General features: G+C 71.3%; 10 protein-coding genes. 5 read left to right on the forward strand and 5 right to left on the reverse strand.

Annotation, left to right across the window (positions count from 1 at the left end; genetic code table 11):
• The first annotated feature begins 39 nt into the window (after window positions 1–39).
• The 5 genes from ACIRQP_RS27405 (at window position 40) to ACIRQP_RS27425 (ending at window position 6,643) form a co-directional block, all read left to right on the forward strand.
• Window positions 40–849, forward strand: a complete 810-nt coding sequence (locus tag ACIRQP_RS27405) for an ABC transporter ATP-binding protein (RefSeq protein ID WP_403893917.1) — start codon at window positions 40–42, stop codon at window positions 847–849.
• Window positions 850–926: 77 nt separating this feature from the next.
• Entirely contained in the window at window positions 927–2,333 is a 1,407-nt protein-coding gene (locus tag ACIRQP_RS27410; protein ID WP_403893919.1) for a hypothetical protein, read from the forward strand.
• A 116-nt stretch (window positions 2,334–2,449) separates the two neighbouring features.
• The gene (locus ACIRQP_RS27415; RefSeq protein ID WP_403894113.1) at window positions 2,450–3,010 is read left to right on the forward strand and encodes a hypothetical protein; all 561 of its coding nucleotides are present in this window, start codon (window positions 2,450–2,452) and stop codon (window positions 3,008–3,010) included.
• A 218-nt stretch (window positions 3,011–3,228) separates the two neighbouring features.
• Window positions 3,229–4,686, forward strand: coding sequence for a ParB/Srx family N-terminal domain-containing protein (locus ACIRQP_RS27420; RefSeq protein WP_403893921.1), 1,458 nt, complete (start codon window positions 3,229–3,231; stop codon window positions 4,684–4,686).
• Between the two features lie 280 nt (window positions 4,687–4,966).
• Entirely contained in the window at window positions 4,967–6,643 is a 1,677-nt protein-coding gene (locus tag ACIRQP_RS27425; RefSeq protein ID WP_403893923.1) for an ABC-F family ATP-binding cassette domain-containing protein, read from the forward strand.
• A gap of 49 nt (window positions 6,644–6,692) precedes the next feature.
• Here the strand turns inward: ACIRQP_RS27425 and ACIRQP_RS27430 are convergent, their stop codons facing one another.
• The 5 genes from ACIRQP_RS27430 to ACIRQP_RS27450 form a co-directional block, all read right to left on the reverse strand.
• The gene (locus ACIRQP_RS27430; RefSeq protein ID WP_403893925.1) at window positions 6,693–7,682 is read right to left on the reverse strand and encodes a GNAT family N-acetyltransferase; all 990 of its coding nucleotides are present in this window, start codon (window positions 7,680–7,682) and stop codon (window positions 6,693–6,695) included.
• Window positions 7,683–7,796: 114 nt separating this feature from the next.
• Window positions 7,797–8,480, reverse strand: a complete 684-nt coding sequence (locus ACIRQP_RS27435) for an ABC transporter ATP-binding protein (protein ID WP_351394618.1) — start codon at window positions 8,478–8,480, stop codon at window positions 7,797–7,799.
• Between the two features lie 46 nt (window positions 8,481–8,526).
• Window positions 8,527–9,984, reverse strand: coding sequence for an ABC transporter permease (locus ACIRQP_RS27440; RefSeq protein ID WP_403893928.1), 1,458 nt, complete (start codon window positions 9,982–9,984; stop codon window positions 8,527–8,529).
• A 157-nt stretch (window positions 9,985–10,141) separates the two neighbouring features.
• Entirely contained in the window at window positions 10,142–11,407 is a 1,266-nt protein-coding gene (locus ACIRQP_RS27445; RefSeq protein ID WP_403894116.1) for an Ig-like domain-containing protein, read from the reverse strand.
• Window positions 11,408–11,588: 181 nt separating this feature from the next.
• On the reverse strand, window positions 11,589–11,957 hold the full coding sequence (locus ACIRQP_RS27450; protein WP_403893930.1) for a hypothetical protein: 369 nt from the start codon (window positions 11,955–11,957) through the stop codon (window positions 11,589–11,591).
• Between the last annotated feature and the right edge of the window lie 66 nt (window positions 11,958–12,023).

A 12,023-nucleotide genomic window follows, 5' to 3' on the forward strand; every position in this document is an offset into this window, starting at 1 on the left:
ACCCGAAAGGGCTTTCCCCATGACCGAAGTGGTGACGACATGACGCGCGGTGTGACCGCCGCCGAAGTGGCGCCGAAGACCTACGCCTGGGAGATCCGGGCCGAAGGACTGCGGGTACGGACCGGCGGCCGCAAGATGGCCGTCAACGGTCTCGATCTGGACCTCGGCACCGGAGTCCACGGTCTGCTCGGGCCCAACGGCGCCGGCAAGACCACCCTCATCCGCGCGCTCGCCACCGTCCTCCGGCCCGCCGAGGGCGCCCTCGAACTGCTGGGCACGCCCGCCGACGCGCAGACCGGCCGGCGCGAGCTGCGCCGCCGTATCGGTTATCTGCCGCAGGAGTTCGGGTACTACCGGCGCTTCACCGTCCGCGAGTTCGTCGAGTACATGGCGTGGCTGAAGGAGATGCCCCGCGAGGAGATCCCCGGGGCGGTCCAGCGTGCCATCGAGCGCGTGGGCCTCGCGGATCGCGCCGACGACCGTATGAAGACCCTCTCCGGCGGCATGGTGCGGCGCGCCGGGATCGCGCAGGCGATCGTCAACGATCCACGGATCCTGCTGCTCGACGAGCCGACGGCCGGGCTCGACCCGGCGCAGCGGCTGCGCTTCCGCGAGCTGCTGCACCAACTCGGCTCGGACAGCTGCGTGGTCGTCTCCACGCATCTGGTCGAGGACGTCGCGGCTGCCTGCACGGACGTGGTGCTCATCGCGGACGGCGCGCTGGTGTTCCGGGGCACCCCGGAACAGCTCGCCGACGCGGGCGGCGCCGAGCACCCGGGCGACAGCCCCATCGAGCGTGGTTACGCGGCGCTGCTCATGCGCTCCGAGCCGGGAAGAGGTACGTGGTGAACCCGGAGGCTTCCGTGAGTCCCAAGCCGCCCGCGCGGCCCGAGCCCCCTTCGCGGCCCGAGGCTCCCGCACGATCCGTGCGCGTACCTCGGAAGGGCCGGATCCTGCGCATCGAACTCCGGCGCTCCGCCGCCCCGTTGGCTGGCGTCCTGCTCCTGGTCGTCGCGCTCGCCCTCCTCCAACTGGTCGGCGGACCGTGGTGGAAGGGCGCCGAGAGCTGGACACAGCAGTGGACCTCCACCGCCTGGTGGGCACGGTTCGCGATCGTGCTCCTGTGGCCCCTGGCGGTCACCGCCGGGGCGGTGCACGGGATACGGGACCGCCGCTCCGGTACGTCCGAACTCATCGCGACCACACCGCGCCCCGCGTGGCACCGCGCCACCACCACCGCGGGCGCGTTCGCGCTCACGCTGACCGCCGCCTACGCGCTGGTGTTCCTCTACGGCGGGGTACGGGTGCTCGGCAACGACGGTTACGTCCATCTCGGCTGGCTGCCGATCCTGGCGGTCGGGGCGCTGGCGCTGGTCGCGGGTGCTCTGCTGGGCATGGGGGTCGCCAGGACCGTACCGTCCGCGCTGACTCCGCCGGTGCTCGCGCTGGGATCCCTGACGGCGGTGCTGGCCGTGCACGAGACGGTCACCGGCGGCATCATGCCGAACCGGATCGTGCTCCTCTCCCCCGCGCTCTCCCAGGTGTACAGCACGTTCCTGACCGTCACGTGGCGCGTCCACGCGGGACAGACGATCTGGCTGCTCGGACTGGCGGCCACCGGGTTCCTCCTGCTCGTGGCCGGGAAGCGGCGCGCCCGGCTGCTCGCGCTGCTGCCCGTGGTGGTGGGCGCGGCCGTCGCGGTGCCGCTCCTGCCCGCCGACTCCGCGCGCGACTACACCATCGACAAGGCGGCGACGGCGCTGGTGTGCGAGGGCCGTGTCTGCGTGACGAAGCTGCACGAACCCCGGCTGGCCGCGCTCAAGGGACCCGGCGAGGAGGCCCTGCGGCTGCTGGGGCGGCTGCCCGACCCGCCGTCGGCGGTGCGCGAGAGCGTCGATCCGTGGCCCAGGGACAAGGAGCCGTCCCGGCCTGCCGACGCCCTACCCGTCGACTTCGACGTCCAGGCTCTCGACGGCGCGACGAAGGACGAGTACACCCGCGCCCTGCTGGCGGGCGCCGGCACGGCGCCCTGTCTCGACGCGGACATGAGCGACGCGACCAAGGAGCAACTGCGGGCCTACGACGAGACCAAGGTCGTACGCGAACTGGCCGCGCGGACGGTGGCCGCCGCCTGGTTCACCGGTGATCTGAAGCCCCTGCGCGGCACCGCCGGGCTGCGCGCGGACGCCGACGCACTGGCAGGGCCCGCCTGGGACGCGCTGCGCGCCCTGCCGCCCGACGTACAGCGCGAGCGGATCACGGCGCTGCGGACCGCCGCGCTCTCCTGCGACGGTGACCTGCTGGACGTACTGAAGGACGGCGGTCCTCGGTGACACGGCAGCGGACGGAACGACGGGCGGCGGACCCCACCACGGCCCCCACCCGTCGACCGTCCACCCATCGACCGTCCGGCCGATGGCCGTCCACCCATCGACCGTCCACCCGCTGGCTGACGCTGTACGCGCGCTCCCGCCAGGTCCCCGCGTCGCTCGCCGCCGCTCTGATCGCCACCGTCGCCACCTGGTCACTCACCTGGGGCACCGGGTCCGGTGATCCGAGGACCCAGATTCTGCTGCTGACCTCCGTGGTGGCGGCGGCCGCGGTCGGCCTGAGCGGGCAGGACCGCGCGCTCGACCGTACGGCGGCGATCCGCTGGGCACCCCGGCGCGCGGCACACGTACTGCTCGTCGGGGTGCTCGCCGGGGCGTTGCTGCTCGCCCTCCTGACCGCCGCTGACGAGCCGGTGCGGGCCGGGGCTCTCGTACGGAACAGCGCCGGGTCGGCGGGGCTCGCCGCGATCGGGGCGGCGCTGTGGGGCGGCCGGTACGCCTGGACCCTGCCCTTCGGCTGGTGCGCGGTGGCGCTGTTCGTACCGCCCACGGGCGGGGTGGCGTCCCAGGTCGCGACATGGCTGCTCCAGCCGTCCGGTACGACCGCCGCCGGCTGGACGGCGTTCACTCTCGCGGCGGGCGGCGGGCTGCTCTACGCGCTGGCGGGGCCCAGGCGCTGAACCGGCGCGTGGACCGGCGCGTGGACGGCGCCACACCGGAGCGGCGCCATACCGGAGCGGCGCCGCAACACCCCACCCCGGCACCACCGTTCACCCGCCCGACACCTGCCCGTCGGCCGAAAGTCGCCGGACAGTACTGGGAGAAGTGAGTGGATATGCGCGACCCCCCACGCCTCCGCAGGAAGCGCGGTCCCGCGAGCACACCGACTGGAGACCGTATGACCGGCTCAGCCCGTAGGCAGCACCAGCCAGACAGCCACCGCCCCGCACGGGCCGGCGGGCGCCCCGGCGGCGCGGCGCGCGGCCTGGCCGCCGGACTGGCCGCGGGTGCGTTCGCGTTGGGCGGTGTCGTCGCGAGCGGCTCCCCCGTCAGCGCCACCCCGACGGCCACGACCGGCACTGCCGGAGCGGGAGCGGCGACAGGTGCGGGCGCGGGAGCCAAGAGCGCCGCCCTCAAGGCCGAGGCCGGTGACCTCCTCGACGTCACCCTGGACCAACTGCGCCCCACCCAGCCCTCCCTGGGCTTCGACCAGATCTACTACAAGCTCGGCCGCTACAGCAGCCCCAAGGACGAGCAGAACGGCGACTTCAACAAGCGCTTCGACGACTGGTGCGAGACCAACGGCCAGGAGGAGGCGGCGACGGTGTCGCCGGGCGCCACGCTCTCCGACCCCACCAGCTTCACCTGCACCGTCCCGGTCGGCCAGGAGACGGACGAGACGCGCGCCGCGATGAAGACGGTCGTCATCGGCCCCGGCGGCGAGCTGTATCTCACCGACGGACACCACAGCCTGACGTCCTTCCTCGAAACGCCCGACGGCGGTCCGGAGACGCACATCCGGCTGCGCGTCGCCGGCAACCTCAGCGACCTGTCGCCCGCCGCCTTCTGGCAGACCATGCGGGAGAAGAAGTGGGTCTGGCTGCGCGACGAGAACAACAATCCCATCACCACGGACCAGCTCCCGCGGCGCCTCGGCCTGGCCAACTTCCATGACGACCGCTACCGCAGCCTCGTCTACCTCACGCGCGACATCGGTTACGAGGCTCCCGAGTCCGCGGCGGAGTACCTGGAGTTCCAGTGGGGCACCTGGCTGCGGGACCGCGTGAACCTCGACTCGTACGACCTCGACTCCCCCGCCTCCTATCTGACCGCGGTCCGCACCGCCTCCGAGGCCATCTCGGGCACGGCCGGTGACACCGTCATCGCCGACGGCCGCACCGCCGACGAGCTGGGCCGGATGGCGGAGTGGAACGACGGGAAGAAGCCGACCGGCGGTGAGTTCGGCAAGCTGAGCGCCCCGATCTCGGACGCGAAGCCCGGCAAGCTCGCGTACGCGCTGGACTTCCGTAGCCGGATTTCGGCCGCGCCCGCCTGCACGAAGACACTGACCGACAAGCACACGGGCCCGCTGGTCGTCTCCTCGGGCGTCCTCTGTCTGAACGGCACGCGGCAGACCGGCCCCGTCGTGGTCGGCGCGGGCGCGAGCCTGGTGGCGACGGGCGCGGACATCACCGGGCCCGTCCAAGCGGTCGGTGCCCACACCGTCCAGCTGTGCGGGACCTCGCTGACCGGTCCGCTCTCCGTGGTCGACACCAAGCGGGCGCTGACCCTGTCGGGACCGGGCTGCACCCCGAACACCCTGAACGGACCGGTCCAGCTGGTGGGCAACCCGTGACGGTCGGCAGCCCGTGACCGTCCGCAACCGCTGACCGTCCGCAACCGCTCCGCAACCGCTGACCGGCCGCAACCGCTGACCGTCGGCAACCGCTGACGGTCGGCAGCCCGTGACGGCACAGGCGCCCCGTCGGTACGCGTAAATCCCCTGGGCCGCGCCGAAAGGCGCGGCTACAGTGGACGGCATGTTCACGCACTACTTCTTCCTCTGATTCCGGACCCGCTCCCCAGGTCCGACACTGCTCAGCCCTGCACCAGGGCGTGACAATCCAGGAAGAAGCATGCGCGCACGCGCCCAATTGGCGATGAAAGACGTGTCCAAGGCGTACGGCGACCGGTCGGTTCTCGACCAGGTGTCGCTGACCGTACGTCCCGGCGAGAAGGCCGGAGTCATCGGGGAGAACGGCTCCGGCAAGTCGACGCTGCTGCGGCTGCTCGCCGGGGCCGAACGGCCCGACGACGGTGAGATCACCGTCCGCTTCCCCGGCGGCGTCGGCCATCTCGCCCAGACCCTCGCTCTCGATCCCGGCCACACCGTCCAGGACGCCGTGGACGCGGCTCTGGCCGAGCTGCGCGAGCTGGAGCGCCGGATCGCGGCGGCCGAAGCTGCCCTCGGCGAGGCCGGTCCCGACGAACTGGCCGCGTACGGTCAGCTGTTGGCGGCGTACGAGGAGCGCGACGGCTACCGCGCGGAGGCCCGCGTCGACGCCGCGCTCGATGGCCTCGGGCTCGCCCGGGTGGCCCGGGACCGAACCCTCGGCTCGCTCTCCGGCGGCGAGCAGTCCCGGCTGGCGCTGGCCTGCGTCCTGGCATCGGCGCCGGAACTGCTGCTGCTCGACGAGCCCACCAACCATCTCGACCTCCGCGCGAGCACCTGGCTGGAGGACCAGCTCAGGGCGCATCGCGGGACGGTGCTCGCCGTCACCCATGACCGGGCGTTCCTGGAGCGGATCGCGACGACGATCCTGGAGGTCGACCGGGACACCCGTACGGTGACCCGGTACGGCGACGGCTGGGGCGGCTACCGGACGGCGAAGGCCGCGGCCCGGCGCCGCTGGGAGCAGGACCATCTGGAGTATCTGGCCGAGCTGGCCGATACGGACGAGCTGGTAGCGGCGGCCGGCCGGCGGCTCGCGACCACCGGCAAGGACCCGCGCCAGGGCTTCGGCAAGCACCGCCGCTCGCACGAGGCGAAGCTGTCCGGGCAGGTCAGGGCCGCGCGGCAGCGGTTGTGGCGACTCCAGGAGAGCCCGGTGCCCGCGCCTCCCGAGCCGCTGCGGTTCACGGCCACCCTCGCGTCCGTCGGCGCGGATGTGGCGGAACGGGCGGACGGCGCGGACGGCGCGGAAGCGGTGGTTCCCGGGGAAGTGGTGGTCGCCGGGGAAATGGTCGCCGAGCTGGAGGACGTGGTGGTCGGCGACCGGCTGGCGGTGCCCGGTCTCCGGGTGAAGGCGGGCGAACGGGTGCTGGTGACCGGCCCCAACGGCGCGGGCAAGACCACGCTGCTCCGGGTCCTGGCCGGTGAACTGCGCCCGGACAGCGGCGCGGTGCGCCACACCGGCCGGATCGGCTATCTCGCCCAGGAGTTGCCCGCCGTACCGTCCCGGCTCCCGCTGCTGCGGGCCTTCGCGGCGGGCCGTCCCGGGCTCCCGGAGGAGTACGCGGACGAGTTGCTGGGCCTCGGGCTGTTCCGGCCGGACGACCTCGGCGTCCCGGTCGCGGCGCTCTCGGTCGGCCAGCGGCGCAGGCTGGAACTGGCCAGGCTGGTGACCCGTCCCGCCGATCTGCTCATCCTCGACGAACCGACGAACCATGTGGCGCTCAGCCTGGTGGAGGAGCTGGAGGAGGCGCTGACGGCGTACGAGGGAGCGGTGGTGGTGGTCTCGCACGACCGCGGCTTCCGCGCCCGGTTCACGGGCGGGCGGCTGGAACTGCGGGCGGGCCGCATCCTGGGCTGACCGGTCGGCGAGAGCACGGGCGGGCAGCGCGCCGCGCGGGCCCCGGGCGTCAGAGCTTCGTCTGGAAGATTCCCGCGGGCCGCTCCCGCCGGTAGCCGAGCGCCTCGTTCATCGCCAGCATCGACGTGTTGTCGTCGGCGACGGTGGTACGGATCTCCCGTACATCCGGGTGCAGTTCGGTCAGCCGCCCCAGCAGATGCCGTTTGACGGCGCGCCCCAGACCCCGGCCCCGGTGCGTGGGGACGACCACCGTGTCGTACTGGAGCGCGCGGGTGTCCGAGGGGGCGGTCAGTACGACCTCGGTGTACGCGACGACGGCGTCGTCCCGCTCGGTGTCGAGGACGGCCGAGGTGAGGACGACCCCGCCGCGCTGCTCGATCAGCCGGGCCGCGGTCCGTACCCGCTCCACGTCCCAGCTCGGCGTCCGTTCGTCCAGCTGTCTGCTCGGCCCCGATACGTCGCGTCTCGCGTCATGGGCGCGGGCGAACGCCTCCGCCGTCCCGTCGGGCACGACGCCCGACCAGCCCGCGAAGCGCAGCCCCGCCGGCAGAGCGGGCTGCGGCACCTCCTCCAGCGCCTGCCCGACGCGCTGCACGTACCAGCCGAGCCGCAGTACGTTCATGAAGCCGAGGCTGTCGACGAACGCCTCGCCCGCGCCGCCGAGTTCGAGGACGGTCGAGACCGAGGTGCGTCCCTGGGCGGCGAGTTCGGCGCGTATCGCCGTCCAGAGCGTCGCCCCGATGCCGCGCCGCCGGGCGTCGGGGCGTACCACCAGGGCGTCCAGGAAGGCGGAGTGCCGGTGGGGCTCGTCGGTGAACAGCAGCAGCGAGGCGACGCCCTCGTACGAGCCGTCCTGCCCCACCACCGCGAGATGAACGTTTCGCCCGCTCACCGGCGGAACCCGCAGCTTTCCGGCGGTCTCCGTCCGGCTCGGCTCCGGCGCGGAGGCCGGCAGATCGCGGACATGGGCCGCGCTGATCACCGCGTGCCAGGCGTCGATCTCGGCATCCGAGGGCGGGCTTCCCAGAGTGATCAGCATGGGTCGAACCTACGCGTGCGAGGAGGGTGACGCCCCCGACTTACGGAGACATCCGGGCGGAACCGGGCCGTACGTCAAAGCCCGTACGACCCGGCGCGTGCGCCACTGGCGGCATCAGGCCGCGGCGTTCTCGGTGATCGTGACCCGTCCCTTGCGGATCGTTGCGAGCCGTGGAGCGCGGCGGGCTATCGAGCTGTCGTGAGTGACCATGATGAAGGTCAGACCGTGCTCTTTCCAGAGGCCCTCCAGCAGTTCCATGATCTCGTCACGCATCGACTCGTCGAGATTTCCCGTGGGTTCATCGGCGAGCAGCACCTTCGGCCGCTTGACGAGCGCGCGTGCGATCGCGACACGCTGCTGCTGGCCGCCGGAGAGTTCGCCGGGCACATGGCCGAGCCGTTCACCGAGGCCGACGGAGCCCAGCGCCTCCGCCGCGCGTTCGCGCCGGGCCGCGCCCTTGAGGCCGAGCGGCACCAGCGCCGTCTCGACGTTCTCCTGCGCGGTCAGCGTGGGGATGAGGTTGAAGCTCTGGAAGACGAAACCGATGCTCTCCGCCCGTACCTTGGTCAGTCTGGCCTCGGGCAGCTTGGCCAGATCCACCCCGTCGAATTCGACGCTGCCCTGCGTCGGGCGGTCGAGGCCGCCGAGCATCTGGAGGAGCGTGGACTTTCCCCCTCCGGTCGGGCCCTGGATGACGAGCCGGCCGCCGTCCTCGATGGTCAGATCGACGCCGGCGAGCGCGTCGACGGTCTTCTTGCCGCGCGAGTAGCGCTTGGTGACGCCTCTGAGCTGGTACACGGTTCAACTCCTGCTGTGCGAAATCCTGTGGAAAGGGGGAACGGGGCTACTCGACACGGCGCAGGGCGTCCGCGGGCCGCAGCCGGGAGGCCCGCCAGCCACCGAAGCCGCCGGCGATCAGGCCGCCGGCGACCGCCAGCCCCACGGCGATGCCGATCGTGGAGACGGAGACGGGCGCGGTCAGGGCGATGTCGAGCGCCTTGGACGCGGTCTGCCGTGCGGGGCCGCCCCCGCCCATGGCACCGCCGCCGAGGCCGCCGCCCCCGCCGCCGCCCGTGGAGCCGAGCTGCGCGGTGAGGGTCGGGCTGATGGCGGTGACGAGATAGGCGCCGCCGAGACCGAGGGCGATGCCGAGTACACCACCGAGCAGTCCGTTGACGAGCGCCTCGCCGACCACCTGGCGGGTGACCCGGCCGCTCTTCCAGCCGAGCGCCTTGAGCGTGCCGAACTCGCGTACCCGCCGGCTGACGGCCGAGGAGGTGAGCAGCCCCGCCACCAGGAAGGCCGCGATCAGCACGGCGACGGAGAGCCATGTGCCGACCGTCGTGGCCAGGTCGGAGGCGGTGGACAGGGAGCCGGACACGGTGCCGGCGAGATCGGCGGAGGTGGTGACCGTCGTGTCCGGGACGTTCTTCTGGATGGCGGACTTGACGCTGTCGATCTGCTGCGAGTCGGCGGCCTTGACGTAGACCGTGGTGACCTTGTCCTTGGAGTCGGCCAGGGTCTGGGCCTTCTTCAGCGGGATGTAGAGGTTGGCGGCGGAGTCTCCGCTGTCGGCGGTGGCGACGCCGACGATGGAGAACTTCGTGCCGGAGATGGTGACGGTCTTGCCGACCGCGAGGCTCTTCTCCTTGGCGTACGCGCTGTCGACGACCGCGACCGCCGCGTCCGTCTCGGTGTCCTTGAACGTACGGCCCGTGGTGATCTTGGACGAGGTCAGCGGGCCGAGCGCGGGCGCCGCGACATCCGTGCCGAACACGGTGTACGAGTCGACGTCGAACGCGGCGCCGCCGCCCCGGACCTCGCCGTCGCCGGAGCCGCCCGCACCACCCTGGCCGGCCCGGCCACCGCCCTGCGGCGGGGTGATCTCGCCGGGCTTGAACTCCCCGTTGACCTTGAGCACGGTCAGGCTGAGCCCGCCGACAGCCTCGTCCACCCCCTCCTGGCCGCCGACCTCGGTGACGGTCGAGGAGGCCAGGGTCTGGAGCCCCTGCACCATCACCCGGTCACTGCTCTGTTCGGCGTCACTGTCGCCCTTGGCGTCGAACTCGAAGCGCCGGCGGTTGGTGTCGCCCTCGCCGGGCGGGGCCGCGGCCTTGGTGACGGTCATGTCGGTGCCGAGGCCGTAGAGCGACTGCAGGACCTTGTCCTGGGCCTGGCTCATGCCCGAGGAGACGGAACTGACGACGATCACCAGCGCGATACCCAGGGCGAGCCCCGAGGCGACGACGAGCGCCGCCTTTCTGCGACGGCGCAGCTCGCGCCTGAGGTAGGTGAAGAACATGTGCGCGAAGCTAGGCACCCGGTGTGATGAAGAGTTAAGGACCAAGTGAGAGCGGGATGAGAACGCGAACGGCGGCGACACCTCAAGGAGGTGCCGCCGCCGTTCATGTACGGACTCGGCCGGGCGAGTCGGGTAAGGACCTGACGACCCGTGTGGATCAGGCGGCCGAACCGGCCTGCCAGTCGGACCAGTTCATGTTCCAGCCGTTGAGGCCGTTGTCCGGGGCGATGGTCTTGTCGGCGGAGTTCTTGACGACGACCACGTCACCGATGAGCGAGTTGTTGTAGAACCAGGCGGCCGGCTGGTTGGGGTCACCGGCACCCTTCACGTCCTTCAGGCCCACACAGCCGTGGCTCGTGTTGACGTTGCCGAACGCGTCGCCGCCCCAGTAGCTGCCGTGGATGAAGGTCCCGGACGTGGACAGCCGCATGGCGTGCGGGACGTCCTTGATGTCGTACTCACCCTTGCCGTCGTCGTCCGTGAAGCCGACCGTGGCACCGTTCATCCGGGTCTCCTTGAACTTCTCGGAGATCACCATCTGGCCGTTGTAGGTCGTGTTATCGGGCGAGCCGGCCGAGATCGGGATGGTCTTGAGGGTCTGGCCGTCGCGTACGACGGTCATCGTCTTGCTGTTGACGTCGACCGTGCTGACCTGGCTGCGGCCGATCTGGAAGGTGACCGTCTTCTGCTGGACGCCGAAGACGCCGTCGGCGCCCTCGACCCCGTCCAGGTTCAGCTTGAGGGTGACCGTGGAGCCGCCCGTCCAGTACTGCTCGGGGCGGAAGTCGAGGCGCTGCTGGTTGAACCAGTGGCCCACGACCTGCTGGCCGCTGCTCGACGTGACGGTGATGCCGTCCTGGACGGCCTTCTTGTCGGTGATCGCCTTGTCGAAGTTGATCGAGACCGGCATACCGACGCCGACCGTGGAGCCGTCCTCGGGGGTGAAGTTCCCGATGAAGCTGTTGCTCGGCGAGACGGTGGTGAAGGAGGAGTTCTCGTGGGCCTCGCGGCCGTTGGCGTCCTTCGCCGTAGCGGTGATCTTGTACGTGGTGGAGCGGTCCAGCTGCCCGTCCGGCTTCCAGCTCTTGGCATCGGCGGCCAGGGTGCCCTTGACGTCGGTGCCGTCCGCGGTGGCCATGGCCACGCTGGTGAGGGTGCCCTTGGTGACGGTGACCTTGGCGTCGTTGTTGATACCCACATTCGTCGCGCCGTTCTTGGGCGCGATGGTTATCTGGGCCTGCGAGGTCTCCTTGGCGGCCACCTCGTCCGCCTTGGCCTGGGCCGACGCGTTGGCCGAGCCCTCCGAAGAGCCCTTGTCCGCCCCCTGGCTACAGGCCGAAAGCACCAGTAGGCCGCCGAGCACTGCGGACGCGGCCACGAGGCCCTTGCGCCGCTTGCTGTCCCTCATCACACGCTTCTCCATCATCGCCGCTTACCCTGTCGATAATCCTTAAGAACACCTGTACCGGTTCGTCCGGTTCCACATCAGCCGGAGATGTGGTGAACACCACTCGCCCTGGGGAATGCGCGAGCCCCGGCCCGTCGGCTGCGGCGGACCGGGGCTCAGAGGCCGCGGCCTCTGAACAGAGTGACACGCCTACGGTCTACACCCGACCAGCCCCGACCTCGCCCTCGACCCCGGCCTCTTCGTCGTCGTCGTCCTCGTCGTCCTCGTCGAGGCCCCACTCCGCCGCGTCGGGGTCGTAGTCGATCAGCTCGCTGGTCCACGACGCCTGGGCCAGCTCGATCCCCGGGACCTCCTTGACGAGGTCGAAGGGTTCCACCAGATACGCGAGGGCCTCTGCCTCATCTTCCCGGACAGCGGACCGGGCATGCGCCCGCTCGTCGTCCGGCATGGATTCGTCCGCGCCGATGCGGTCGAGGGCCGCGGCGCTCAGTTGCTCGAGGTCATCGACCTCCAGCACCAATTCCACCTGTACACGAACATACCGTGATGTCTCAGAATCGCTCATACGACGGAGGGTAAGCTCCCGACCCCACGACTTTCCCGCGACCCGCTGCTGTCATTACCATCACGG

The organism is Streptomyces sp. NPDC102274, assembly GCF_044766385.1.
Lineage (GTDB): Bacteria > Actinomycetota > Actinomycetes > Streptomycetales > Streptomycetaceae > Streptomyces.

Bases quoted from the DNA above. Each gene is read 5' to 3' on its own strand.
- ACIRQP_RS27420 (WP_403893921.1), top strand. From the start codon at position 3,229: ATGACCGGCTCAGCCCGTAGGCAGCACCAGCCAGACAGCCACCGCCCC.
- ACIRQP_RS27425 (WP_403893923.1), top strand. From the start codon at position 4,967: ATGCGCGCACGCGCCCAATTGGCGATGAAAGACGTGTCCAAGGCGTAC.
- ACIRQP_RS27440 (WP_403893928.1), bottom strand. From the start codon at position 9,984: ATGTTCTTCACCTACCTCAGGCGCGAGCTGCGCCGTCGCAGAAAGGCG.
- ACIRQP_RS27430 (WP_403893925.1), bottom strand. From the start codon at position 7,682: ATGCTGATCACTCTGGGAAGCCCGCCCTCGGATGCCGAGATCGACGCC.
- ACIRQP_RS27445 (WP_403894116.1), bottom strand. From the start codon at position 11,407: ATGGAGAAGCGTGTGATGAGGGACAGCAAGCGGCGCAAGGGCCTCGTG.
- ACIRQP_RS27450 (WP_403893930.1), bottom strand. From the start codon at position 11,957: ATGAGCGATTCTGAGACATCACGGTATGTTCGTGTACAGGTGGAATTG.
- ACIRQP_RS27405 (WP_403893917.1), top strand. From the start codon at position 40: ATGACGCGCGGTGTGACCGCCGCCGAAGTGGCGCCGAAGACCTACGCC.